The 25,641-nt window shown below is 58.1% G+C and carries 16 protein-coding genes and 2 tRNA genes; 10 read left to right on the forward strand and 8 right to left on the reverse strand.

The features are described 5' to 3' along the window. Positions 1-46 precede the first annotated feature (46 nt). Entirely contained in the window at positions 47-3,172 is a 3,126-nt protein-coding gene (locus KYK14_RS13275) for an efflux RND transporter permease subunit (RefSeq protein ID WP_208308766.1), read from the forward strand. A 122-nt stretch (positions 3,173-3,294) separates the two neighbouring features. Beyond that, positions 3,295-4,704, forward strand: coding sequence for a TolC family protein (locus KYK14_RS13280; protein ID WP_219159445.1), 1,410 nt, complete (start codon positions 3,295-3,297; stop codon positions 4,702-4,704). Between the two features lie 190 nt (positions 4,705-4,894). Here KYK14_RS13280 and KYK14_RS13285 read toward each other — a convergent pair whose 3' ends face one another. Then, positions 4,895-6,163 (reverse strand): zinc dependent phospholipase C family protein, encoded by a 1,269-nt coding sequence (locus KYK14_RS13285; protein WP_219159447.1) that lies wholly within the window; start codon positions 6,161-6,163, stop codon positions 4,895-4,897. Positions 6,164-6,353: 190 nt separating this feature from the next. Here KYK14_RS13285 and KYK14_RS13290 point away from each other — a divergent pair, with 190 nt between their 5' ends. The 5 genes from KYK14_RS13290 to KYK14_RS13310 all read left to right on the forward strand — a co-directional run bounded on the left by KYK14_RS13290 (position 6,354) and on the right by KYK14_RS13310 (position 16,088). After that, entirely contained in the window at positions 6,354-6,761 is a 408-nt protein-coding gene (locus KYK14_RS13290; protein ID WP_185282758.1) for a hypothetical protein, read from the forward strand. Positions 6,762-6,915: 154 nt separating this feature from the next. Beyond that, a complete protein-coding gene (locus KYK14_RS13295) occupies positions 6,916-11,343 on the forward strand; it encodes a CusA/CzcA family heavy metal efflux RND transporter (protein ID WP_219159449.1) in 4,428 nt (1,475 codons plus the stop codon). A 174-nt stretch (positions 11,344-11,517) separates the two neighbouring features. Next, complete coding sequence (locus tag KYK14_RS13300; protein WP_219159451.1) at positions 11,518-12,732, forward strand: efflux RND transporter periplasmic adaptor subunit; 1,215 nt, start codon at positions 11,518-11,520, stop codon at positions 12,730-12,732. A gap of 109 nt (positions 12,733-12,841) precedes the next feature. After that, positions 12,842-15,475, forward strand: a complete 2,634-nt coding sequence (locus tag KYK14_RS13305) for an MGH1-like glycoside hydrolase domain-containing protein (RefSeq protein WP_219159453.1) — start codon at positions 12,842-12,844, stop codon at positions 15,473-15,475. A gap of 175 nt (positions 15,476-15,650) precedes the next feature. Then, positions 15,651-16,088 (forward strand): hypothetical protein, encoded by a 438-nt coding sequence (locus tag KYK14_RS13310; RefSeq protein ID WP_219159455.1) that lies wholly within the window; start codon positions 15,651-15,653, stop codon positions 16,086-16,088. Between the two features lie 69 nt (positions 16,089-16,157). Here the strand turns inward: KYK14_RS13310 and KYK14_RS13315 are convergent. The 5 genes from KYK14_RS13315 to mltG all read right to left on the reverse strand — a co-directional run bounded on the left by KYK14_RS13315 (position 16,158) and on the right by mltG (position 19,260). After that, positions 16,158-16,242, reverse strand: a tRNA-Ser gene (locus tag KYK14_RS13315). A gap of 52 nt (positions 16,243-16,294) precedes the next feature. Beyond that, a tRNA-Ser gene (locus KYK14_RS13320) sits at positions 16,295-16,381 on the reverse strand. Between the two features lie 135 nt (positions 16,382-16,516). Beyond that, entirely contained in the window at positions 16,517-17,527 is a 1,011-nt protein-coding gene (locus KYK14_RS13325) for a YihY/virulence factor BrkB family protein (RefSeq protein ID WP_219159457.1), read from the reverse strand. Positions 17,528-17,610: 83 nt separating this feature from the next. Next, entirely contained in the window at positions 17,611-18,105 is a 495-nt protein-coding gene (locus KYK14_RS13330) for an acyl-CoA thioesterase (protein WP_219159459.1), read from the reverse strand. A gap of 63 nt (positions 18,106-18,168) precedes the next feature. Then, positions 18,169-19,260, reverse strand: a complete 1,092-nt coding sequence (mltG, locus tag KYK14_RS13335; RefSeq protein ID WP_219159461.1) for an endolytic transglycosylase MltG — start codon at positions 19,258-19,260, stop codon at positions 18,169-18,171. 300 nt (positions 19,261-19,560) lie between these two features. Between mltG and KYK14_RS13340 the strand changes: the two genes are divergently transcribed. Then, a complete protein-coding gene (locus tag KYK14_RS13340; protein ID WP_185282750.1) occupies positions 19,561-20,190 on the forward strand; it encodes an L-threonylcarbamoyladenylate synthase in 630 nt (209 codons plus the stop codon). Between the two features lie 134 nt (positions 20,191-20,324). Here the strand turns inward: KYK14_RS13340 and KYK14_RS13345 are convergent, their stop codons facing one another. After that, positions 20,325-21,230 carry a lysophospholipid acyltransferase family protein gene (locus tag KYK14_RS13345; RefSeq protein WP_246601837.1) on the reverse strand — a complete coding sequence of 302 codons (906 nt, stop codon included), beginning with the start codon at positions 21,228-21,230 and terminating at the stop codon, positions 20,325-20,327. Positions 21,231-21,233: 3 nt separating this feature from the next. Further along, the gene (locus tag KYK14_RS13350) at positions 21,234-22,094 is read right to left on the reverse strand and encodes a hypothetical protein (RefSeq protein ID WP_219159476.1); all 861 of its coding nucleotides are present in this window, start codon (positions 22,092-22,094) and stop codon (positions 21,234-21,236) included. Positions 22,095-22,166: 72 nt separating this feature from the next. On the opposite strand from KYK14_RS13350, the gene KYK14_RS13355 reads away from it, so the two are divergent. Both KYK14_RS13355 and KYK14_RS13360 read left to right on the forward strand, forming a co-directional pair. Further along, on the forward strand, positions 22,167-22,832 hold the full coding sequence (locus tag KYK14_RS13355) for a WbqC family protein (RefSeq protein WP_246601838.1): 666 nt from the start codon (positions 22,167-22,169) through the stop codon (positions 22,830-22,832). Positions 22,833-22,956: 124 nt separating this feature from the next. Continuing rightward, on the forward strand, positions 22,957-25,563 hold the full coding sequence (locus tag KYK14_RS13360) for an ATP-dependent Clp protease ATP-binding subunit (protein WP_208308753.1): 2,607 nt from the start codon (positions 22,957-22,959) through the stop codon (positions 25,561-25,563). The last annotated feature ends 78 nt before the right edge of the window (positions 25,564-25,641 follow it).

Here is a 25,641-nt window from a genome sequence, read left to right on the forward strand (position 1 = left end):
CTCAGCTGAGGAGGGGAGTTCTCGTCCTTCCTACTTTCCTCCACCCATGAGTCTTTCTTCCACCAGCATCAACCGCCCGGTTTTAGCCATTGTGATGAGCTTGCTCATCGTGATTTTCGGCGTCATCGGGTTTCGCTACCTCAGCATTCGGGAATACCCGAGCGTCGATCCGCCGTTTATCTCGGTATCGACCACTTACACCGGCGCGTCGGCCGACGTGATTCAGTCACAGATTACGGAACCGCTGGAGGAGGGCATCAACGGTATTGCAGGTATCCGCAACCTAACGTCTACCTCCCGCGACGGCCGCTCGCAAATCAGCGTGGAGTTTGACCTGGACGCCAACCTGGAAGCCGCCGCCAACGACGTGCGCGACAAGGTATCGGCGGCCCAGCGGCGCCTACCCGACGACGTAGACCCGCCCACCGTGAGCAAGGCCAACGCCGACTCGCAACCCATTGTGCTGGTGTACCTCAGCAGCAACAAGCGGAGCCTCTTGGAGCTGACCGACTATGCTAACAACGTGCTGCGCGAACGTCTGCAAACCATTCCTGGCGTGAGTGAGGTGCGGGTGTGGGGCGAGCGGAAATATTCCATGCGCCTGTGGCTGGACCCCGTGAAGATGGCTGCGCTAGGCGTTTCGCCGGTAGATGTGCAGGCCGCTTTGCGCCGTGAGAACGTGGAGCTACCCGGTGGCGCCGTGCAGGGCGAAGCTACCCAATTGACGCTCCGCACGATGGGACGCCTCTACTCCGTAAAAGATTTTAATAACCTGATTCTGCGCAACGACCCGGCTGCGTTGGTGCGGCTTTCGGATGTGGGTACGGCCGAGCTGTACCCCGAAAACGACCAGTCGTCGCTGGCACGCAACGGCTTCCCGATGGTGGGCATCAACGCTGTGCCGCAGCCGGGCTCCAACCAGATTGAAATTGCCAACGAGTTCAATAAGCGCATCGAGCAGTACAAAAAAGACCTACCCGAAGACTTGAATCTGAGCACTGGCTTCGACAACTCAGTCTTTATCCGGGCTTCTATTGGCGAGGTAGAGCACACCATTATTGAGGCCTTTGTCCTGGTGGTCGTGGTGATTTTCCTGTTCCTGCGCGACTGGCGCTCTACCATCATTCCGGTAGTAGCTATTCCGGTGTCGCTGGTAGGCATTTTCTTCGTCATGTACCTGCTGAATTTCTCTATCAACGTCCTTACCCTACTGGCTATCGTATTGGCTATTAGCTTGGTAGTAGACGATGCTATTGTGGTACTGGAGAATATCTACTCCCGCATTGAGGCCGGCGACGAGCCGCGGGAGGCTGCCATTAAGGGCTCAGAAGAGATTCTGATGGCCGTGGTTTCGACCACGGTGGTGCTGGCGGCGGTGTTCCTACCCGTTATTTTCCTGGAAGGCATCACGGGTCGCTTGTTTCGTGAGTTTGGGATTGTGCTGGCAGGCTCGGTGCTGATATCAGCCTTTGTGTCGCTGACACTCACGCCCATGATGTGCTCGCAGATTTTGAAGCGGCAGGAAAGTCACAACTGGTTTTATCGCAAAACGGAGCCTTTCTTTGAGCGCCTGACCACCGGCTACCGCCACAGCCTGGAAGCTTTTTTGCGCAACCGCTATTGGGCCTGGCTGATTGTAGCAGGCACGGGAGTAGGCATCTGGTTTTTTATGGGTGCCCTACCCTCCGAGTTGGCGCCGCTTGAAGACCGCAACCGCATCAGCATCAATGCCACCGGGCCAGAAGGGGCCTCGTTTGAGTACATGACCACGTACATGGATCAGCTCACCAAAATCATTGTGGACTCGGTGGGTGCCGAAAACCTGGATAACGTGTTGACGGTGACTGCCCCCGGCGGTGGCGGCGGCGCGGGCGTCGTGAACACGGGCATCGCTCGTATTCAGCTGATAAACGCCGAGAACCGAACCGCGACCCAGCAGCAGCTAGCGGATAAACTGACGAACAGCGTAAAGCAGTTGACGCTGGGCCGCACCTCCGTGTCGCAGGACCAAAGTATTGGCAACAGCGGCGGCGGCCTGCCTGTGCGGTTTGTGCTGCAAACTCAGGATTTTGAGAAACTGCGCGGGGCTGTGCCGAAGTTTCTGGAAGCCGCCCGGCAGGACCCTACCTTCAGCTTCGTAGATGTGGATTTGAAGTTCAGCAAGCCGGAACTGCGCGTGATTATCGACCGCGAAAAGGCGCAGAGTCTGGGCGTGTCGGTGCAGGATATTTCGCAGACGTTGCAGGCCGGTCTTAGCGGAGCGCGCTACGGCTACTTCATCAAAGACAGCAAGCAGTACCAGATTATTGGGCAGGTGACCCGTGAAGACCGCAACCAGCCGCTGGACGTGCGCACGCTCTACGTGAAAAACCGCGAGGGCAAGCTCATCCAGCTCGACAACGTGATTCGGCTGGAAGAGCAGAGCACGCCGCCCCAGCTCTACCGTTTCAACCGCTATAATGCCGCCACGATATCGGCGGCCCTCAGCCCCAACCAAACCCTGGGCGACGGCATTGCCGCCATGCGCCGCATTGCCGACAAAACGCTGGACGACTCCTTCAGTACAGCTCTGTCGGGCGCTTCCCGCGATTTCGAGGAAAGCTCCTCGTCGTTGTTATTTGCCTTCGGACTGGCGCTGGTATTGATTTACCTGATTCTGGCTGCGCAGTTTGAGAGCTTCCGCGACCCTGGCATTATTATGATTACGGTGCCGCTGGCGTTGGCGGGCGCGTTGCTGAGCTTGTGGTATTTCAACCAGACGCTCAACCTGTTCTCGCAGATCGGTATTATCATGCTGGTAGGACTGGTCACGAAAAACGGTATCCTGATTGTGGAGTTTGCCAACCAGCGCGTGGAGCACGGCCTCGACTACATGACGGGCCTGATTGAAGGTGCTACGGCCCGCTTCCGCCCTATTCTAATGACATCGCTTTGCGCGGTGCTGGGTATCCTACCCATTGCCGTGGCTACGGGCGCGGGCGCGTTCAGCCGTCGGGCCATGGGCATTGGGGTAGTAGGCGGTTTGCTGTTTGCTACCATTCTCACGCTGTATGTGGTGCCGGTGATGTACTCCTACTTTGCCACGGCGAAAAAGCACAAGCCCGTTTCAGGAGCCGACACTTCGGAAGAACAGCCACTTCCCACGGAGCAGCGCGAGTTGCAACCGGCGTAGATTTGGTATTGCATGATAAGAGTTTAAAAAACGTCATTTCGACTATTCTGCTTGATTTTCAGAATACTTGGAATGACGTGCTGCTGATCTTCTTTCCCTCCCTTTTGCCTAGTCTGCCCCGCATGTTTTCTGTTACCCGTTTCTGCTTTTCCCTTACCTCCTGTTTCCTGTTGACTGGCGCAGCGGTGGCGCAGCAACTGCCTAAACCGGAAGCCAAACCGCAGACCGAAAAACCAGCTACCGTAGTACCCGCCCCGCCGCTTTCCCTGGAAGAAGCCCTACGCATGGGCTTGCAAAGCAACTACGGCATCTTGATATCGCGGCGCGACGAGGAAATTGCCAGCAACAACGTAACACGCGGCAATGCGGGCCAGTTGCCGGTGGTAAGCGGCAACGCCCTGCGCACGTTCAACATCAACAACTCCCGCCAGCAACTCAACAACAATGACCCGCGCGTGGTACGCGGCGGCAAAGCCAATGCGCTGGCCGCCAACGCCAACCTGAACTGGACGATTTTTGATGGCCTTGGGATGTTCATTGCCCTGGACCGCCTGCGCACACTAGAGCAGTTTCAGCGCGAAGTAACGCGCAACACGGTGGAGCAAACCATTGCCGACATCACCGACGCCTACTACGCCGTGGTGCGCGAATCGGGCAAGATTAAGTCGTTGGAAGAGGCGTTGAATATCGGGCAGGCGCGTATTGATTTGACCCAGGCGCAGGTAGATGTGGGCCTCACGGCCAAGGTAAACCTGCTCACGGCGCAGGTGGATTTCAACGCCGACCGCTCCCTGCTCATTCAGCAACAGGAATTGCTGGCTACGTCTAAGATTAATCTGAACAACCTACTCAGCCGGGCGCCCAACGTTGATTTTCAACCCACAGATTCTATTGTGATAACCCGCGGCCTCAACCACGATGCCATTGCCCAGGCCGTGCGCCAGCGCAACCCGCGCTTGCAACAAGCCCAACTGAACACCGACGTAGCCACGTATGACCGCCGCCTGATTCGGGCCAGCCGCTACCCTACCCTGGCCCTCACGGGTACCTATGGCCTCACGCGCAACATCAACAACGCCATCTTCATCAACACCCCCGACGGTAGCTTTCTGGGCTCCAACGTCAGCCGTGTGTATGGGCCGAGCTACGGCGTGCAGGCCTCCATCCCGATTTTCGACGGTTTCAACCGTACACGCTTGGAGCAGAATGCCCGCGTGACGGAACTGCAAACCAAGCTTCAACTAAACCAGACGCAACTTCAGTTGGATGCCGAATTGGAGCAGGCCTACGTGCGCTACCAAAATCGCTTGCAGCTATTGCAATTAGAGGAAGACAACATTAAGCTAGCCCGTCAAAACGTGGCCATTGCCCTGGAGCGCTACCGCCTGGGCCTGCTCACCCCCCTGGACCTCCGCGTGGCCCAAAACACCCAGCTCGCCGCCGAAGTACGCCTCCTCGACATCCGCTACGACGCCAAACAAGCCGAAACTGCTCTTCGCCGTTTGAGTAGCGGCTTGGTACAGGAGCAGTAAGGAAGGGTATAGGGGTAGGAAGGGTAGAAAAATAAAAGTATGTCCTCCTGAGCGCAGCGAAGGACCTTCTCACGCCAGAACGAGTCGTTGTTATGACCATCGTTCTGGCGTGAGAAGGTCCTTCGCTGCGCTCAGGAGGACACTACCTCTCTATTTCCATACTTTCCTACCCTCTATACCGCTATACCTTCTACTTCATCGCCCGCAAATCAGCCAAAGCAGCTTTGGTCTTTTCGATTTTCTCCTTTTCGTCGTCGTCGGCAGGCTTTTGGGGTGGGGTGTTGGAGAAGAATGCCAGGATGCTTTGGCGCAATTCGGGGGTCATGCCTTCGAACTTCTTGTCGTGCAGCTTGCGGATTAGCTCGCCGTAGGTTTCATCGGCCAGCGGGTACTCGCCTAGCTTGGTGGCATGGCCGGTGTCGAAGTCGTAGTTGGGGAGTTCAGGGGCTTCTCCGGCGGCCAGGGTTTTCGTGCGGGCCAGCACCTTGCAGTAATCCTCCATCACTTCCTGAAAGCTTTCCTTGAAAAACTTCTGGGCTTCGGGGGTAGGCAGCTTGAAGGCAAACGGCCGTAGCGGACCAATTTTGGGTAGCACCTGAATGACCTTCGACAAGACTTTAGCCCCAAAACCCGGCTTGTCGAAATCGGCGGTGCCAAACTCGCGGCGGTATTTACGCTCACTCACGTGGTACACATAGTCGCGACGACGAGCGCGCTTGTCCAGCTTCTTGATGTTCTTACGCTCGGCGTGCCAGGCCGCCCGCGAAGCCGTCGGAATCAGCTGCATCACGGAGAAGCGGTAGGCACTCACGCTCAGGTCCACGTTGAACACAATCTGGCCCAGTTCCAGACCGTAAGTTTTCTGAAAAGCCCGTTCCAGCAGGTCTTTATCTACCTGAAAACCAATAAAATCATGGTATTTATCGGAGCGGTAGCGGCCGGCAGCCAGCTGCACCACATCGAAGGCAAACTCCAGCTGTGTGTGTTGAATGGGCGCCTGCTCGTAGGTGATGTAGTTGCCAAACTCGGCCGCTAACTTAGGATATACCGAGGGCATGGCGCGGTTGGTGCCTTCGGAGTGACCTTTGATATCGGCCACGTAGTGGGCCAGCGCACCCAGAGCAAAAGCGTACTCGTTTCGGTCGTGGGCTTCGTTGAGCATGTTTTGCACGAAGTCGCCGCTACGGACGTAGTGCGCCAGGTTGGTAAACAGCTCAGAGCCGAACGGGTAGTAGCCCATATCCTGAATAATGGACCCGCCATAGGCGTAGGCCTTGGCCGATTTCCACTCCTCGGGGGTAGCGCCGGGGTAGCGCTTGGCCAGCAAGGGCACCAGACATCGCCGCCAAGCCGAATCGACGTTGGCCTGGTGTGTGAGTACTGAATACGCAGTAGCCGACTGCGGCCTGCATAGCAACAAAAGCAGCAATGCACTGCTCAGCAAGAGGAATTTCGGCATAGTAGCAGTTTCCCAAGAGCAATTAGCTATAGGGTAGATTTCGCGTACGCAAAAGTTGCACTGAAGTTGGCAGCGCCCACTCAATTTAGTGCCCAGCTTCCTAGCCTACTTATCAGCAGCCCCTACTCTCACGCACATCGGACAAACTCACTTTCTGCGGAAACACACTTTGTACCGTACCTTTGCCCGCATGAAACCCGTGCTGGCTTTCTTTCTGGCGTTGCTGATGCTCATGGGCAGCCTGATTCCGCAGAATGATTTGTCGGAGTTGACCAAGCTGCCCGAGCTGCTGGACCACTACCAATACCACCGCACTACGGCGGGCGGCGGCTTGTCGTTGAGCGAGTTTTTGGTGCTGCACTACAGCCCCAACACCACGCATTACCTGCGCGCGCACTCGGCCCAGCACAACATCGAACACCAGAAGCTACCCCTGCACAGCCACCACGACTGTGTGATGGCGGCCTACGTGCTACCCGCCCGGCCAGTGGTAGTACCTTTGCGTATGCATTGGCCCGCCCCGGCCCACCGCGTCAGCCAGGGCACATCCTACACGTTCAGCTTCAGCCGGGCACTGTTGCAGCCACCCCGGGCGTAAATTAGGTAGGGGCGGCTGCAAGCCGCCCGTACATCCCCTACCCCCTTTCTTTCACCAAACCAACCTGGCTACTTGTGGCCGCGCCTGCCGTATGCGGTAAGCGCGCCGGGGTAGTACGTATATCTTGGCGAAGCACTGCTTTGCCTACCTGCTCATGCTCTCCAACATCATTGCCCTGAGCATCCGGAACAAGCTACTTGTAGCCCTGATGCTCCTCGCCTTGGTGGCCTGGGGCGGCTATGCGGCCACTACCTTGCCGCTGGATGCCATCCCCGACGTCACCAACAACCAAGTACAGGTCATCACCCAATCGCCGGCGCTGGCAGCGCAGGAGGTGGAGCAGCTGCTCACGATTCCGCTGGAGTTGCAGCTGCGCACCATTCCCAACGTGCGCGAAATCCGCTCCATCTCGCGCTTTGGGCTGTCGGTGATTACAGTGGTGTTTGAAGAAGACGTCGACACCTACCTCACGCGCCAGCTGGTAGCCGAGAAGCTCACCACGGCCCAGGCCGACTTGGGCGCGGGGCTGGGCACGCCCACCATGGCCCCCATCACCACCGGCCTGGGCGAGATTTTCCAGTATTCTCTGCAAGTCGACCCCAAGTACAAGGACCAGTATTCCCTCTCGGCACTGCGCGATATGCAAGACTGGATTGTGAAGCGCCAGCTCGCCGGCACGCCGGGCGTGGTAGACGTGAGCAGCTTTGGCGGCTATGTGCGTCAGTACGAGGTGAGCGTGAACCCCGAACGGCTGGCCTCGGCCGGCGTGAGTCTGCCCGAACTGATGCAGGCCCTGCAAACCGGCAACAGCAACACCGGCGGCAGCTACCTGGAGCGCGGCCCCAACGCCTACTTCATTCGGGGCGAGGGTAGGGTAGAATCCCTGGACGACATCCGGCAGATTGTGGTGAAGCAGGTAGGCAGCGTGCCCCTGCTGGTGGGCGACGTAACCACCGTGCAGTTTGGCCACGCCGTACGCTACGGCGCCATGACGCGCAACGGCCAGGGCGAGGCCGTGGGCGGCATTGTGTTGATGCTGAAGGGCGCCAGCTCCGAAGCCACCATCAAAAACGTAAAAACGCGGGTGGCGCAGATTGAGAAAGCCCTACCTCCCGGCGTGCGCGTGCTTCCCTTCCTCGACCGCACCAAGCTCATCGACAAAGCCATTCACACGGTCAGCAAAAACCTGCTGGAAGGCGGCGTCATTGTGGTCATTGTGTTGCTGGTACTGCTGGGCAACCTGCGCGCCGGCCTGGTGGTAGCCGCCATGATTCCCTTGTGCATGCTGTTTGCCCTAGCCATGATGAAGGTGTTTGGCGTGTCGGCCAACCTGATGAGCCTGGGCGCGCTGGACTTCGGGCTGATTGTGGATGGGGCTGTGATTATCGTGGAGGCCATGATTTTCCACCTCGTGCACGAGCGCCAGCGGGCCGAAAACGAAACCATGGACCAAGTGGCGCAGACTGCCGCCACGCGCCTCATGCGCTCGGCCTTGTTCGGCCAGCTCATCATTTTGATTGTGTATTTCCCTATCCTGTCTTTGACTGGGGTAGAGGGCAAGATGTTCCGCCCGATGGCTCTCACGGTGAGCTTTGCCATCATCGGGGCCATGATTCTGTGCCTCACCTACGTGCCGGCTGTGGCCGCGTGGGCGTTGCGCAAGGATATCAAGGAAGAGGGTACGCTGGCCGACCGCATCATGCGGACCCTGCACCGCGGCTACGACCCCATCATGCGGGGGGCGCTGCGTATTCGCCCCATCATTGTGGGGGCAGCGGTGGCCTTGCTGGTAGGCGCTGTGGTTATCTTCCTGCAAATGGGCGGTGAGTTTATTCCGCAGCTCGACGAGGGCGACTTTGCCGTGAACGTGACCCTGGCCCCCGGCTCATCGCTCGACCAGAGCATCAAAACGACCACCAAAGTGCAGAAAGTGCTGCTGCGTGAATTCCCCGAAATCCAGCAGATTGTGGGCAAAATCGGCACGTCGGAAATCCCTACCGACCCCATGTCGCTGGAAGATTCCGACCAGATGGTGATTCTAAAAGCGCAGGACGAGTGGACCTCGGCCCACTCGCGGGAGGAGCTGGCAGAGAAGATGCAGAAGGCGTTGGCCGGCATTCCAGGCATCAACCTGGAGTTTCAGCAGCCTATTCAGATGCGTTTCAATGAGCTGATTTCGGGCGTGAAGTCAGATATCAGCATCAAGATTTATGGCGACGACCTGGAGGTTTTGTACGAAAAGGCCAACCAGGCCGCTGCTCTCATTCGGCCCCTGGCGGGGGTAGGCGACTTGAAAGTGGAGCAGATTGTGGGCCTACCCCAAATGCGCGTGACCTACAACCGCGCCAAGATGGCCCGCTACGGCCTGCGCGTGGAAGACCTGAACACACTGCTGCGCGCTTCCTTCGCGGGCGATATGGCCGGGCAGGTCTACGAAAAGGAACGCCGCTACGACCTAGTCGTGCGCCTCGACTCGGCCCGGCGCACCAGCCTCGCCGACCTGCGCCGCCTCTACGTGGATTTGCCCGATGGCCAAAAGATTCCGCTGGAAGAAGTGGCCCAGGTACAGTACCGCAACGCTCCCACCCAAATCTCCCGCGACGACGCCCAGCGCCGCATCAACATCGGCGTAAATGTGCGCAACCGTGACATTCAGAGCCTGGTGGAGGAAATTCAGCAGAAGCTGACGCAAGGCGTGAAGCTGCCTACTGGCTACTCGGTGGTGTACGGCGGCGAGTTCGAGAATTTGCAGCGAGCCAAGGCCCGCCTCACTATTGCCGTGCCTGTGTCGCTGCTGCTCATATTCACCTTGCTCTATCTATCCTTCAGCTCTGTGAAGCAGGCGGCCCTCATTTTCACGGGAATTCCGCTGGCGGCCATTGGCGGCGTACTGGCACTGTGGATGCGTGGTATGCCGTTTAGTATCTCGGCGGGGGTAGGGTTTATTGCGCTGTTTGGCGTGGCCGTATTGAACGGCATCGTGCTGGTAGCCAGCTTGAATGAGCTAGCAGCCGAAGGCGTGCGCGACGTACGCGAACGGGCCTTGCGGGCTACCTCCGAGCGTTTCCGGCCGGTGCTGCTCACGGCCGCGGTGGCCTCGCTGGGCTTCCTACCGATGGCCTTGTCTACCTCAGCCGGCGCGGAGGTGCAGAAACCGTTGGCTACAGTAGTTATTGGTGGTTTGATTTCAGCTACGCTGCTCACGCTGGTGGTTTTGCCTGTGCTCTATACCTATTTCACCAAGGATGGCGAGCCTAGCCCCACTGTCATACCCCACCCCCCAGCCCCCTCCCCTCTCCCGGAGGGGAGGGGGCTGGGGGGTGGGGTGAGCCCGTTGCTGATACTACTGCTGACAATAAGCCTCCTCCTACCCCACGCGGCCACGGCCCAGAACACATTAGGTAGCACAGCCGGGCAAAGTACTACCATCGCACCGCCCACCGGGCCGCTCTCGGTGGGGCAGGCGTTGCAGGCGGGGTTGGGACAGAGCCTGTTGGTGCAGTCGGCGGCGCTGGACGTGCGCCGGCAGCAGGCCCTGAACCGCTCGGGCTACGACGTGCCGCGCACGGTGCTGGACTACCAGCGCGGGCAGATTTCGGATGCTGCTACTGATCAGAGTTTCAATATTATTCAGCAGGCGGCTTTCCCTACCCTCTACGCGGCCCAAAAGCGCCTGCTGGAAAACCAGACCGGCGCTGCCGAGCAGCGCGCCCGCACCCAGCGCCGCGAGCTAACCCGCGTCATCCGCACCGACTACTACAACCTGCTGATTGCCTACCACCGTGTACAATTGTTGCGCCGCCAGGATAGCCTCTACCGCCGCGCTGCCTACGCCGCCCGCATTCGCTACCAGGTAGGCGAAACCAACCGCCTGGAGCAGGTAGCCGCCGAGGCCCGGATGCTGGAACTGCAAAACCAGCTACTCACCTTGCTCACCGATGTGCAGGTGCAGCGCCAGCAATTGGGCGTGCTGCTGGGCTACCCTGCCCCCGTCGACGTGGATACGATGGCCAGCGTGGTAGCCAGCATCAGCCCCGCCGATACGGCCGCGCTTTCGCCCGATGCCAACCCTACCCTGGGGCTGCTGCGGCAGGAGGTGACCATCAGCGCACAGCAAACCAAAGTGGAAAAACTGCGCCGCCTGCCTGATTTGCGGGTGGGCTATTTCAACCAGAGTATCAGTCGAGTAGGTGGCTACCAGGTGGCGCAGGCGGGCGTGGCGGTGCCGCTGCTGGGCGGGGTGCAAAAGGCGCGCATTGCGGCGGCCCGGCTGGGCGAGCAGTACGCCACCAATCAACTCAACTATTACACCGTGCAGCTCAACAGTCAATTGCGCACCCTGCGGCAGCAGCTGGCCCGCGCCCGCGCGTCCCTCACTTATTACGAAACCGTAGCCCTACCCCAGGCACGCCTGGTACTAAGCACGGCCGAAAAAATCTTCCGCGCCGGCGACGTGGAATACGTGACCTACGTGGTAAACACGGAGCCCGCCTGGCAAATCCAGCAGGCCTACCTCGACCAGGTGAGCCGCTACAACCAATTGCTATTCCAGATCCAGGCCCTCACGGGCACGGAGGAATAGGTTTTCTTTTTTTGATTTCAACGACTTCGATATATGCTTTTCTCGCTGTGTAACGCAACGCCCGTGACCCCACCCCCCAACCCCCTCCCCTCCGGGAGAGGGGGAGCTGAGAGGGAATGTTCCATTAGGGATGAACAATTCTTTGTTACCGTCAGGCTCCCCCTCTCCCGGAGGATGTCGCGCATCAAGCGAGTGTGGGGCCGGGGGGTGGGGTCCGCCCGTTTACTTCTCCTACTATTCGCCTGGTTCGTAACAGCCTCCTGCAACTCTACCCCCGCCGAAACAAAAGAAGCTTCCGAAGCCGCGGCCGTGGAGAAGCCTACCTCACCCAATCAGCTGACCCTCTCCCCTACCCAAGCACAAGCCGCGGGTATCGAAATTGGCACGTTTGACCACCAGGAAATGACTACCGATGTGCTGGCCAATGGCCTCATCGACGTGCCGCCCCAGAACATGGCGTCTATTTCGGCGGTGATGGGGGGCTATGTGCAAACGGTGAACGTGCTGCCGGGCCAGTTCATCAAGCGCGGCGGCACCGTGGCCGTGCTACGCCACCCCGACTACCTGCAACTGCAACAAAACTACCTGCAAAGCCGCGCCCGCCTGCGCTTTTTGCAACAGGAGCTAGACCGCCAACAGGTACTCGATGCCGAGGACGTAGGCGCCAAACGCAAGTTGCAACAAGCCCAGGCCGACTACCAAACCGAGCAAGCCGCTCTGCGCGCTCTGGCCGCCCAAGTGCGGATGCTGGGCCTGTCGGTAGCGCGGCTCGATGGCGGCCATATCGCCCCTACCGTGCCGCTTACGGCGCCGGTGGGTGGGTTTGTGCGCGCCGTCAACATCAACCCCGGCCAATATGTGGGGCCGCAGGATGTGCTGGTGGAGGTAGTAGACCGCTCCGATTTGCACCTGGAGCTGAAGGTGTTCGAGAAAGACATTGCCCGCGTGAAGGTAGGCCAGCGCATTTTGTTCAACGTTCCCAACAGCAGCTCGCCCGACAACATGACCGCCCGTATCTTTCTGGTAGGCAAGGCCTTCGACGACAACGACCGCACCGTGAGCGTGCACGCTCACCTGGAGCCCGAGCGCGACGACCTGCTACCCGGCCAATACGTGTCAGCGCGCATCCAAACGGGCGGACGGCGCCAGCGCACCCTCCCCGAAGACGCCATTATTCAGGATGGCGAGGTGAGCTACGCCTTCGTGCGCACGGCCACCGACAGCGCGGGGAGCACCTTCCGGCGACTGCGGCTGCGGGCGAGCCAGCCTCAGCACGGCGCCGTGGCCGTCACGCTGCTCGATAAGCTACCCGACACCACCCAGTTGGTGCGCCGCGGCGCCTATTTCCTGCAAGCTGAACTCACCAAAGGCCAGGGCGACGACGAGTAGACCGCGTTAATTTGCAGCTTCTCCGCAACCTGATTCATTTCTGACAGTAACGGTAGACAGTCTATTGGGCCGGACTTAACCGTTGGCCCTACCCACGAGCTTTCCCTGCATGACGCACGAACAACAACGCTTGGCCGAATCTGCCACGATTCCGTGGAAGAAATTCGGTCCCTACCTCACCGAGCGCCAGTGGGGTACGGTACGCGAAGATTACAGCCCCGATGGCAATGCCTGGGACTACATCACCCACGACATGGCCCGCAGCTACGCTTACCGCTGGGGCGAGGAAGGCCTCGGCGGCATCAGCGACGACAAGCAGCATCTGTGCTTTGGCGTGGGCTTATGGAACGAGAACGACGAGATTCTGAAGGAGCGCCTGTTTGGCCTGACCAATGGCGAGGGCAACCACGGCGAGGACGTGAAGGAGCTGTATTACTACCTCGACAGCACCCCTACCCACTCCTACATGCGGATGCTTTATAAGTATCCGCAACGGACGTTTCCGTACCAAAAACTACTGCGCAAAAACAAGCGCCGCACGCGCCAGCAGCCCGAGTACGAGCTGATCGACACGGGTATTTTTGACGACGGCCGCTATTTCGACGTGTTCATTGAATACGCCAAAGCCGGGCCGGATGATATACTGATTCAGCTGACCATCCACAACCGGGGGCCGCGTAAGGCCCGCCTGCACGTGCTGCCGCAGCTGTGGTTTCGCAATACCTGGGCCTGGGGCGAGGGCAACCCTACCCGCCCCCAAATGCGCACCTCCGCCCCCGGCGTCGTGCAAGCCGACCACGAGGCGCTGGGCCGCTACCACCTCTACTGCGACCGGCAGCCCGACCTGCTGTTCTGTGACAACGACACCAACTACATCCGTCTGCAAGAGCCGCCCCGGGCAACGCGCTACTTCAAAGACGGCATCAACGACTACGTGGTGGAGGGCGACCCTAGCGCCGTTAATCCAGCCAAGGTAGGCACCAAGGCCGCGGCCCACTACCGGCTCAGCCTAGAGGCTGGCACCTCCCAGACCATCCGCGTCCGCCTCAGCCAGCCCGCTCACGAATCGCCTTTTGCAGAGTTTGACGCCGTGTTTGCTCAGCGCCAGCAGGAAGCCGACGAGTTCTACGACTGCGTACAGGAAAGTGTGACTGACGAAGATTCGCGCAATATTCAGCGGCAGGCCTTTGCCGGCATGCTCTGGAGCAAGCAGTTTTATTATTACGACGTGACGAAGTGGCTCGACGGTGAGCCGAAGGGTCCCAAGTCGTCGGTGCGCCGCCGCAAGGGCCGCAACGCCAACTGGCGCCACCTCTACAACGCCGATATCATCTCCATGCCCGACAAGTGGGAGTATCCCTGGTACGCGGCCTGGGACTCGGCGTTCCACTGCATTCCGCTGGCGATGGTAGACGCCGAGTTTGCCAAGCAGCAGCTACGCCTACTTACCAAAGACTGGTACCTGCACCCCAATGGCCAGTTGCCCGCCTACGAGTGGAACCTCTCCGACGTGAACCCGCCCGTGCACGCCTGGGCCACCTGGCGCGTGTACCAGATGGACAAAAAGCTGCGCGGCCACGGCGACCTGCAGTTCTTGGAAGCTGTCTTTCACAAGCTTACCCTCAACTTCACATGGTGGGTGAACCGCAAGGACAAAAGTGAGCGGAACATCTTTGAGGGCGGCTTCTTGGGGCTGGATAACATTGGCGTGTTCGACCGCTCGGCGCCCCTACCCACCGGCGGCCACATCGAGCAGAGCGACGGCACCAGCTGGATGGCCATGTTTGCCCTCAACCTGATGCGCATAGCCCTGGAGCTGGCCGGCACCAACACCGTGTACCAGGAAATTGCCGGCAAGTTTTTCGAGCACTTCCTCTACATTGCCGACGCCATGACCCGTGGCGGCGACGGCCGCTTCGACCTGTGGGACGACGAAGACCAGTTCTACTACGACGTACTACGCACCCCCGACGACGAGCGCACCATTCTGAAAGTACGCTCCATTGTGGGGCTGATTCCGCTGTTTGCCGTGGAGGTCATCGACCAGGAGTTGCTTGATACCGTGCCGGAGTTTACGGCCCGCGCCATCTGGCTGCTCGAAAACCGGCCGCACCTGGCCAAGCTGGTGTCGCGGTGGCAGGAGCCGGGTAGGGGCGCGCGGCACAAGCTGTCGTTGCTGCGGCGCGAGCGGTTGGGCCACGTGCTGCGCCGTATGCTGGACGAAAGCGAGTTTCTGGCCCCCCACGGTATTCGGGCGTTGTCGCGCTACCACCTGGAGCACCCATATGTGTTCAGCACCGAGGAAGACGATTTCGAGGTAGGTTACATTCCCGGCGAGGCCGAATCCAGCATGTTTGGGGGTAACTCCAACTGGCGCGGCCCCATCTGGTTTCCTATCAACTTCCTCATTATTGAGTCGTTGCAACGGTTCCATGCGTATTACGGTGACTCCTTTACTATCGAGTATCCTACCGGCTCGGGGCAGCTCTACAACCTCCGCGACGTGGCGCTGGCTCTCTCCGACCGCCTCACGGGCCTGCTCCGCCAGGATGCGCAGGGTCGGCGCCCGGCCTTCGGCAACACCCCGTTGCTGCAAACCGACCCGCACTTCCGCAACTACCTCCTCTTCCACGAGTACTTCCACGGCGACGACGGCCACGGCCTGGGCGCCACCCACCAAACCGGCTGGACCGGGCTAATTGCCAAGCTGCTCAGCCTACCCGCCTCCGGCACTACCTTCTAATCAATCGCACCACAGAAAGCCCCGCTTCTTACGTAGAAACGGGGCTTTGCTATTACTGCTGGCCCTGGCGCACACCGCATAGTAGGTCGCAATCTAGTTTGTTGTGCATATGCTCGTATCTATCCTGCGCGGGCCGTGCTATATTCGATTTCTACAAACTCTATCCTTCTATTCAATGGCGTCTTCTGATTCGCTACCTCCTGAGCAACTAGCATCCCCTACCCCATTACCCGCCCAGCCAGAAGGTCTACCCCAGCACGCGCCAATGCGTCGTTTGGATCGGGCCGTAGGCGCCACCGCTACCAAGCTTGTTCCGCTGGTGACGCTGCTTCAGGCCATTCAGCCGCAAGTGACGCAAGAGTCGGTGTTTCATGCGCGCCGCAAGAAAATTCAGGCGCACATTGCCGTCGCTTTCACGGAGTTGAAAGCAGAACGCCCCCGCCGACGCGTGCTTACCCATTCCTTCCAAACCATCACCAACCTTGTGCGGGAAGAAGCCCACGATATCAGCAAGGATGAGGTAAAGCAAGCCACCAAAGAACTGGTACTAGCTACCCTCAAGAATGCGCCCAAGCTAATTGGCATTGCACATCAAGCCCGGCTGCTGTCGTAACGCTACGATTGCGCGCATTTCATAAAAGCAAAAGCCCCGTTTCCAGCTGGAAACGGGGCTTTTGCTTTGCAGAGGAGGAGGGATTCGAACCCCCGGAGGTTTAACCCTCAACGGTTTTCAAGACCGCCGCAATCGACCACTCTGCCACTCCTCTAAACTACTTGCTGCTAAAAAAAGGCGCTTTCCGCAGCAATGAAAGGCCTTTGCAGAGAGGGGGGGATTCGAACCCCCGATACCCTTGCAGGTATAACGGATTTCGAATCCGTCGCATTCGACCACTCTGCCACCTCTCTAAGGTCCAAACGAGTGGGTTTGGGTCGACAAAAGTAGCAGGCTGAGGTAGGGTACGCAAGCGCTACAAGCGTTTTTTTCAATCTTTTTTCTGTGACGCTGCTTGTCTCTAACGTTCCTTCTTGAGGCTGAATAATTTAGCCCGCCGCTACTACCTTATCTGACCGACCGGGAAAATGCAGCCGACGGCGGGGTGGGGTAGCCTCCTTGCCGTGTCGCAGTCGCCCGGTCACGGCATCAATGCTCACGTTCACCTCAAAGCCCAGAATCAGGGTCATGCACACGAAATCCAGCCACACCATCAGACCGATAAGCGTGCCGATGGAGCCGTAGAAATGGTTGTAGCTGTCGAAGATCTTGACGTAGAGAATGAAAAGGAAGGACACGATAAAGATCAGCACCGTGGCCACTACCGCCCCTGCCGACACAAATGGCCATTTGTTGTGCACGGGCGGCACATAGTAGTAAATCAGGCAGGTTATCATCAGCGAAAGGCCCGTAACGGAGCCATACTTCACAATGGTAATCAGCTGATCTGTAAAAGTTTCGGACACTACCTCATGAAATACCAGCCAGTCGATGATATAGGTACCGAAGAAAATACTTGTGATGGCCACCAGCAGTAGCACCGACAGCACCACCGTCAGCAACGTGGCAATGACGCGCTTGCGCACGTAGGTGCGTCGCTTAAACGACGGGTACTTTTTCTCGAATGCATCGAGCAGGGCCATGATGCCGTTGGAGCTGAGTACCAGCGCGGTAGCAAAACCAAACGACAGCAAGCCACCATGTTGAATCGTGATGATGTCGTTGATGGTGCTGGCCGTGGCGGCGTACATCTCCTTCGGCATCAGGTCACCGATGAATTGCAGGATGTCCACGTTCAGGTTGGGTACCGGGATGTACGGTATCAGCGTGAACAGGAAGATGATGGTGGGGAAGATGGCAATGGTCAGGTTGAACGCCATGTAGCTGGCGCGCTTGGTGATGCTGTCTAGCTTCGACTCCTGAATCATACGGTCCATCACATCGTACACCGACGCCCTACCCCCCGCGAAGCGCAAGCGCTTCAGCCACACCATCAGGCGGCGGTAGCTGCGGCGCTGACGAATGTCGGAGAGGCGGTAGCGGCGAACGGGTAGACGCATGCGGTAGGTGGTGAAATGATGAGTAGTGAGTTTGTGCGTAACCCCGGATCAGCCCAACGAATTCCGTGGCTCCTACCCTTCTTCTACTCCTTTTTCAGGAAAGCGGCTGGAGCGGGCGCTTCCGAGGCGGGCGTTTTGGGTGGCGTGAGCGGGCCGGCCGTTTCCTCCTCGGTGAAATAGGGAAGCAGTTTTTGCTGAATGGCAGCCGGAATGGGCACGGGCCGGCCGGTGCTCATATTCACGAATACCATCAGCGTGTGGCCTTCGGTAAGCAGTTCCTTCGCCTCGTTGTAGATTTCGTACTCAAACAGAATGCGCGTACCCTCGGCGGGCTGACGCAGCAGCATCCGCACGGTCAGTAGGTCGTCGTAGCGGGCGGGGCGGCGGAAGCGGGTGCGCAGTTCACCTACGGGCATCCCTACCCCTTCGGCCTCCATAGTCTTGTAGCTGATGCCTAACTGCCGGAATGCCTCAGTGCGCGCTACCTCAAAATAGGCCGCGTAGTTGCCGTGGTAGACGTAGCCCATCTGGTCCGTCTCGGCATAGCGCACGCGAATGAGGGTGTCGTGAGAGTACATGGGAGTGAGTAGTAACTGAGTAATTAAAACAGACCGTCATGCTTCGCTCAGCATGACGGTCTGTTATTTCATAATTCCGCTCCTCGTCAGGGCGGCCTGGTAACGGCGGGCGTTTACCAGGTGTGCTGCCTCGTTGGTGGCAAAGGCATGGTAGCCACTGAAATCCTCTTTCGCGCAGAAATAGAGGTAGTTGTGGTCCTCAGGATTCAGTACGGCGTCGATGCTGGCGATGCTGGGCAGGTTGATGGGGCCGGGGGGTAGGCCGTTGTATTTGTACGTGTTGTAGGGCGAATCCTTCTGCAAATGCACGTTGAGCACGCGCTTGATGCCGAAGTCGCCGTTGGCGTACACTACGGTAGGGTCGGCTTGCAGCTTCATGCCGCGCTGGAGGCGGTTGAGGTAGACACCTGCCACGCGGGGACGCTCATCGGCGTGCTGCTGCTGCTCAGCCTCCACAATGCTGGCCAGCGTGCTCACCTGGGCGCGCGTGAGGCCTAGCTTTTGGCGCTTGGCGTCGCGGGCGGGCGTCCAAAACTTCTCGTACTCCTTTTTCATGCGCTGCATGAGGTTGTCGGCCGAAGAATTCCAATACAGCTCGTAGGTATTCGGAATGAACATCGTGAGGATAGTCGTGGTATCGAAGCCCAAGCTTTTGGTGTAGCTCGCGCTGCTCAGCAGCGAATCGAATTGCCCGGGCCGACTGTCGATGGTGTGGCTGAGCTTGAGCGCCAGGTCCTTGCGCAGCCGGATGTTCTGGAACGTGAGCTTCAGGGGCGACTGTCGCCCGGCGCGCAGGTCCGATACCAGCTGGCGGTTGGTGTAGCCGTCTTTCAGTTCGTAGCGGCCGGGCTTCACCAGCTCGGGATACTTCATTAGTTTGGCTACGAAGGCAAACGAGAGCTTGTCTACGATGGCGCCAGAGGCATAGATGCTGTCTAGCACAGCCTTATACGGCTCACCGCGCCGGATGAGCACGTAGGTAGGCCGGCCGTTGGTGTCCACGTTGGCGGTGTAGAACACTTGATAGAAATAGTACGAGAAGCTTACGAACAGCACGCCCGCCAGCGCCACCACGGTGCCAATGCGCTTACGACGCTTGAGGGCCTTATCGCGGCGCTCGATAATATTAGGGGTAGGTTGAGATGGGGTAGCCATGCGGCAGGCAACGGGTTGAGAAGGAAGATACTGGCCGATACTCTTCGCCGGGGCATCCCAAACGGGCACACCAGGAGTATCCACCCCAAAAGTACGAGTTCTGCCGCGCTAACTTCTGGCTGTGGGTAGCAAGCCCCCAAAACTTTCGGAGCGACTACCATGTATTAAGAGGATACATTTCGACCCGCTGTGGCCGAAATAGCAGACAGGCAACGTTGTTTTTCTGTTCTGCCTGCTACCTTTCTCCTACCCCACCGTTTGGTGGTAGCATCAGTTTTCACTCAATCCTTCTGCTTTCCTATGGCTGCTACGTTGCTTCGCATTCACCCCGATAATCCACCCCAAAACCGTCTGCTGCAAGCCGTAGAAGTGCTGCGCAAGGGCGGGGTCATTATTTATCCCACGGATACTATCTATGGTTTGGGCTGCGATATTCACAACGCTAAAGCCGTGGAAAAGCTCTGTCGCATTAAAGGCATTCACCCAGATAAAGCCAATCTGTCATTTATCTGTGCCGATTTGTCGCACATCACCGACTACGCCCACGGCATTACCACGCCCATGTATAAGGTGCTGAAGAAGGCCCTACCCGGCCCGTTCACCTTCATCTTTGAAGCTAGCCCGCAGGCTCCGCGCTACGGGGGCGTGAAACGCAAAACCGTAGGTATCCGCGTGCCCGACAATCAGATTTGCACCAGCCTGGTGCGCGAGTTGGGCAACCCCATCGTCTCCACCTCCATCCGCGACGACGACGAGGTGTTGGAATACACCACCGACCCCGATCTGCTCTTCGAGAAATACCGCTCCCTGGTAGACCTCGTGATTGACGGCGGCTTCGGCAACAACGTCGCCAGCACCGTAGTCGACTGCACCAATGAGGACTTCGACATCATCCGCCAGGGCGCAGGAGATATTGAGCAGTATTTGTAGAAAACGCTTGTGTCATCCTGAACGCAGTGAAGGACCTTATGCCAGTGGAACGATACGCGTACCAACGACTCGTTCCACTGGCATAAGGTCCTTCACTGCGTTCAGGATGACAGATGCTCTTTCAGTCAGCGCTTCTACTCAACGTTCCGCTTATGCTTCCAGCGGCGATGTGACCATAAGTACTGCGCAGGGGCAGCCTGAATGTCACGCTCCAGCAGGCGGGCGAAGTCCTCGGCAATAGGGTAGGAACCCTTTTCAATGGGCGCATAGCCGTCGTAAAGCAATGTAATGGTGATGTCGTAGTAGCCGCGTCGCGCGCGCTGGATACTGACGTAGAACACCGGCGCTTGTAGTTGCGGGGCGAGGCGGTCGGCGCTAGTGTAGAAGCTGGTATCCTGGTGCAGGAAGGTGGTCCAATAGGGACTATCCCGGGGGCCAGCTGCCTGATCGGTGAGCAGGCTAAGTGCACGTCCTTCGCCGCGGGTGCTCAGCAGGTGGCGCAATGTATTGCGCATGGGCACTAGCACGGCTCCGGTGCGGGTGCGCAACTCATACATAAAGCTCTCAAAGAAAGGGCTACTCAGCGGCTTATATACCCCATCGGCCCTACCCGGAAACCGCACCGCCGCGCCCGACAAAATCCACTCCCAATTGCCAGCGTGTGAGCCCAGCGTGAGGACAGTACGACCGGCTTCAAACAACGGCTCAATCAGTTCAGGGTTGGTGAAGCGCACCCGCCTACCTAGCTCCTTCGCTGAAATGGTACGTAGCTTCAGAATCTCCACCATCACTTGGGCGAAGTGCCGATAGAAAGCCCGGCCGGTGGCGGCCACCTCCACCTCCGTTTTCTCGGGAAACGAGTTGCGAATATTCTCCGTGATGACGCGCCAGCGGTAGCGCACTCCGTAGGCCAGTAGCAGATAAATGCCATCGGACAGAAAATACAGCACCGACAGCGGTAGCCGGGACAGCCCAATCAGCAGCCAGTTGACGGGACGGAGGTACCAGGGGTAGGGTTTGGCAGGGGTAGAGGGAGGCATGCGTTAGTTGGTGGCGCCAGCGGGCGCGTAGTCTTCCATATCGCGAGTCAGTACAGTGCTCTGCGTGGTAAGCAGCTGGTTTTTCGCGTCGCGAATTTCAATAGTGAAAATATATTGCCCGCTGGGAAGCGGCCCAAGAGGCAACTCGCCGGCAATGGTGGTAGGCTTGCCTTGCGCAGCCTGCTCGAGCGTAGTCTCGGCTTCGGCAGCGCCACCTTCATCAGAGGCAATGCGGTAGCGCACCTTTAGCGGTTGTCCGGCGGGCGCTTGGTATAGCTCGGCGTAGAAAAAAATTTGCGTGGTGCCACGCCCGTAGTAGCCCCCCGGCGCCCGCGACAACCGTAGCCCGCCCCGTGCAAAATTGTCCTGCACGCCTGACTTCGCCGCTGGTCGTACCAGCAGCACAATGTCACTTAGAAAGGCTTCTTTGTCCTTGGTTTGCAGCGTAAGCGACTGGTCTACTGTAGTCTCGCTGCCGGCTTTGTATTGGTCGCGCAGACGGGCGCGCACCGTGTACTGACCATCGGGCAGGACTACGCGCTTCTGGAAGCTGATAGGACTCTTGATGGCCGCTGTAGTGTCGCTGAGCACGGGTGGTTTCAGCGTTACGGTTTCCTGGTAGGCAGGCTGGCCGTCGGCTTTCAGGATTTCCAGCGTGAGCACGGCCGCCGCCTGAAACGTTTTGGGCGCCCGGCGCAGGTAGGTCAGCCCTGTACCCGGCACGGTGGCGTACAGCTCCACCACCGAGCCTTTCACGGTGCGGTCTTCGTTGCGAAAATGCGCTACATCGAGCAGCAGTTGGGGCGTGGCGGCCTGCACAGTGGCCGTCAAAAGGACAAAAAAGAAGCTGAGGAGAATACGCATCGTGTCAGTTTGGCGGGTAAAGGTAGCCGGTTCGGGGCTGGTTGGATTGTTGAACAGCAAAAGTCTGCGGCTTTGTGCCCTACCCTACTCAACAAGTTAGCCAGTTCGCCCGTGGTCATTTTCGAGTCGCAGTACAACCCGCCCATTGCCTTCTTTGCCGAGCTGGTAGGGCAGGACACGCTGCTGCTGGAGGCCCACGACCACTACCGCAAACAGACCTACCGCAACCGCTGCCTTATCCTGACGGCCCAAGGGGTGAAACCGCTTACAGTGCCGGTGGTAGACGGCAACCGAAGCGAGAAAATTTCCACTGCTGCCATTGAAATCGACTATCGGCAGAACTGGGTGCACCAGCACTGGCGCACGCTGCAAACTGCATATGGCGGCACACCGTATTTTGAGTATTACGCCGATTATCTGCATGACATCTACTACCAGCGCCCTACCCTACTTTTTGACCTAAACACACAGCTACTGCGTTTTTACCTGCGTTGCTTACGCTTGCGACTTCACGTAGAACTCACGCAAGAATACCTTTCTTCTCATCCGGTTACATCGGACAGCGCCTTGCTTGACCGTCGCGACTGGCTGACGCCCAAAGCCGCTGTGGCAGACCAACCTGACAGGACGTCGGGCCCTGCCTACCCCCAGACCTTTGGCGTACAATTTGTACCCAATCTAAGTATCCTGGACCTGTTGTTTATGCAAGGTCCAGCCGCCGGCGCCTTTCTTACGTAAGGTCAAATACGGCTAGTAGAACCTTCGCCCGAGCTTATCTGTTTTCAGGTACAATCGGCCTAATCCGTGCCCTGATCTCACTCGTGGGCTTGCGGGGTTCCGTTTTTCTTTATTACTTATCTGCATGGAAGCTAAATTCTCAAACCGAGTCAAGGAAGTGATTTCCCTGAGCCGGGAAGAAGCCATCCGGCTCGGTCACGACTATATCGGAACCGAACATCTATTGCTGGGCATGATTCGCGAAGGGGAAGGCACTGCCATTGGGCTGCTCAAGAAATTGGGTGTCTCGGTGGAAGAGCTAAAGTATGCCCTGGAACAAGCTACCCGTAATACGGCTACGCAGGGCACGAGCATTACTGGCTCTATCCCGCTGACGAAACAGACTGAAAAAGTCCTAAAAATCACCTATCTGGAGGCGAAAATCTTCAAGAGCGAAATCATCGGCACTGAACACTTGCTGCTGTCGATTTTGCGCGATGAGGACAACATCTCGTCCCAGATTCTCAGCAAATTCAACGTGAACTACGAATCTGTACGTGACTCGCTGGACTATCACGGTGCCGCGAGCAACAACCCCACCAACGGCCCCGAAGCCGATGACGACGACAACGACCGTCTGTTTGGCGGTGGCCAGGGCCGTGGTGGCTCTGGGGCTGCCCCCAAGAAAGGCAACGAGAAGTCGCGTACGCCCGTGCTCGACAATTTTGGCCGCGACCTGACCAAGCTCGCTGAGGAAGACAAGCTCGACCCAATTGTAGGCCGCGAAAAGGAAATTGAGCGCGTAGCGCAAATCCTGTCGCGCCGCAAGAAGAACAACCCAATCCTGATTGGTGAGCCTGGTGTTGGTAAAACTGCCATTGCTGAGGGCTTGGCTCTGCGCATCATCCAGAAAAAAGTGTCGCGCGTGCTGTTCAACAAGCGCGTGGTGACGCTGGATTTGGCTTCGCTGGTAGCCGGCACCAAGTACCGCGGTCAGTTTGAGGAGCGCATGAAGGCCGTGATGAACGAGCTGGAAAAGTCGCCCGACGTAATTCTGTTCATTGACGAGCTGCACACCATTGTAGGTGCCGGTGGAGCTTCGGGCTCGCTGGATGCCAGCAACATGTTCAAGCCAGCTTTGGCCCGTGGCGAGATTCAATGCATCGGTGCTACTACCCTCGACGAGTACCGCCAGTACATCGAGAAGGATGGTGCCCTGGCCCGTCGTTTCCAGATGGTGATGGTAGATCCTACCACGCCCGAGGAGACCATCGAAATCTTGCACAACATCAAGGACAAGTATCAGGACCACCACCACGTGGTGTATACTGATAAGGCTATTGAGCAGTGCGTGAAGCTGTCGGACCGCTACATGTCGGACCGTTTCTTACCTGACAAGGCCATTGATATTCTGGACGAAGCCGGTGCCCGCGTGCACATCAACAACATCGTGGTGCCCGAGGATATTCTCAAGCTCGAAGAGCAGATTGAGAATATCAAAGGTGAGAAAAACCGCGTGGTGAAGTCGCAGAAATACGAGGAAGCCGCCAAGCTTCGCGACACGGAAAAGAAGCTGATTGATCAACTTGAGCAGGCCAAAAAGGACTGGGAAGAGGAGACCAAGAAAAAGCGCTACACCGTGAAGGAGGAGAACGTGGCCGAGGTTATTGCTATGATGACTGGCATCCCCGTATCCCGCGTGGCTCAGAACGAAAGTGCTAAGCTGCTCAACATGGGTGAGGAGCTGAAGGGCAAAGTAATTGGTCAGGACAAGGCCATTGCTCAGCTTGTGAAAGCCATCCAGCGTACCCGTGTAGGCTTGAAAGATCCGAAGAAGCCAATTGGCTCGTTCGTGTTCCTCGGCCCAACCGGGGTAGGTAAGACCGAACTGGCGAAGGTGCTAGCGAACTACCTCTTCGACAAAGAAGAGTCGCTGGTGCGCATCGACATGTCGGAATACATGGAGAAATTCAGCGTATCGCGCCTGGTAGGCGCGCCTCCCGGCTACGTAGGTTACGAAGAGGGCGGTCAGCTAACGGAGAAAATCCGCCGCAAGCCGTACTCGGTTGTCCTACTCGACGAGATTGAGAAGGCGCACCCCGACGTATACAACCTGCTATTGCAGGTACTAGACGACGGTATCCTGACTGACGGCTTGGGCCGCAAGGTAGACTTCCGGAACACCATCATCATTATGACCTCGAACATCGGGGCACGTGATTTGGCTGACTTCGGGGTAGGCATTGGTTTCGGCACGAAAGCCCGCACGGAGAACCTAGACGAGATTACGAAAGGCACTATCACCAACGCCTTGCGTAAAACGTTCTCACCAGAGTTCCTCAACCGTTTGGACGACGTGATTGTCTTCAACTCGCTAGAGAAGAAAGACATCCACCAGATCATCGACATTTCGCTCTCGAAGCTGCTGTCGCGTATCCAGTCGTTGGGCTACCGTGTAGAGTTGACTGAGGCCGCCAAGGACTTTGTAGCCGACAAAGGCTATGATCCGAAGTACGGTGCTCGTCCGCTGAACCGGGCCATCCAGAAGTACATCGAAGACCCGATTGCGGAGGAAATCCTGAAGGCGCAAATCGCCCACGGTGACGTTATCACGGCTGACTATACGGAAGGTGCTGAAGAACTGACCTTCTCCGTCAGCAAGAGCGGCGAAGCTCCTGACTTGCCAAGCGACGAGCGTCCGGAAGAAACTCCGGCCCCGGACGACGCTTCGGATAAGAAGAAAGACAAGTAAGTCATATAGTGTACAAAAAGACAGGCCGTTTCCGTGAGGAAGCGGCCTGTCTTTTTATTTTCTCTGTGTTTATCAATC

This window comes from Hymenobacter profundi, from assembly GCF_019334315.1.
Taxonomy (GTDB): Bacteria; Bacteroidota; Bacteroidia; order Cytophagales; family Hymenobacteraceae; genus Hymenobacter; species Hymenobacter profundi.

Excerpts from the sequence above, each read along its gene's own strand:
- KYK14_RS13290 (WP_185282758.1), top strand. The coding sequence starts at position 6,354 with ATGAAACCCGTGCTGGCTTTCTTTCTGGCGTTGCTGATGCTCATGGGC.
- KYK14_RS13360 (WP_208308753.1), top strand. The coding sequence starts at position 22,957 with ATGGAAGCTAAATTCTCAAACCGAGTCAAGGAAGTGATTTCCCTGAGC.
- KYK14_RS13350 (WP_219159476.1), bottom strand. The coding sequence starts at position 22,094 with ATGCGTATTCTCCTCAGCTTCTTTTTTGTCCTTTTGACGGCCACTGTG.
- KYK14_RS13310 (WP_219159455.1), top strand. The coding sequence starts at position 15,651 with ATGGCGTCTTCTGATTCGCTACCTCCTGAGCAACTAGCATCCCCTACC.
- KYK14_RS13305 (WP_219159453.1), top strand. The coding sequence starts at position 12,842 with ATGACGCACGAACAACAACGCTTGGCCGAATCTGCCACGATTCCGTGG.
- KYK14_RS13275 (WP_208308766.1), top strand. The coding sequence starts at position 47 with ATGAGTCTTTCTTCCACCAGCATCAACCGCCCGGTTTTAGCCATTGTG.
- KYK14_RS13330 (WP_219159459.1), bottom strand. The coding sequence starts at position 18,105 with ATGTACTCTCACGACACCCTCATTCGCGTGCGCTATGCCGAGACGGAC.
- KYK14_RS13285 (WP_219159447.1), bottom strand. The coding sequence starts at position 6,163 with ATGCCGAAATTCCTCTTGCTGAGCAGTGCATTGCTGCTTTTGTTGCTA.
- KYK14_RS13300 (WP_219159451.1), top strand. The coding sequence starts at position 11,518 with ATGTCGCGCATCAAGCGAGTGTGGGGCCGGGGGGTGGGGTCCGCCCGT.
- KYK14_RS13295 (WP_219159449.1), top strand. The coding sequence starts at position 6,916 with ATGCTCTCCAACATCATTGCCCTGAGCATCCGGAACAAGCTACTTGTA.
- KYK14_RS13280 (WP_219159445.1), top strand. The coding sequence starts at position 3,295 with ATGTTTTCTGTTACCCGTTTCTGCTTTTCCCTTACCTCCTGTTTCCTG.
- mltG (WP_219159461.1), bottom strand. The coding sequence starts at position 19,260 with ATGGCTACCCCATCTCAACCTACCCCTAATATTATCGAGCGCCGCGAT.
- KYK14_RS13325 (WP_219159457.1), bottom strand. The coding sequence starts at position 17,527 with ATGCGTCTACCCGTTCGCCGCTACCGCCTCTCCGACATTCGTCAGCGC.
- KYK14_RS13340 (WP_185282750.1), top strand. The coding sequence starts at position 19,561 with ATGGCTGCTACGTTGCTTCGCATTCACCCCGATAATCCACCCCAAAAC.
- KYK14_RS13345 (WP_246601837.1), bottom strand. The coding sequence starts at position 21,230 with ATGCCTCCCTCTACCCCTGCCAAACCCTACCCCTGGTACCTCCGTCCC.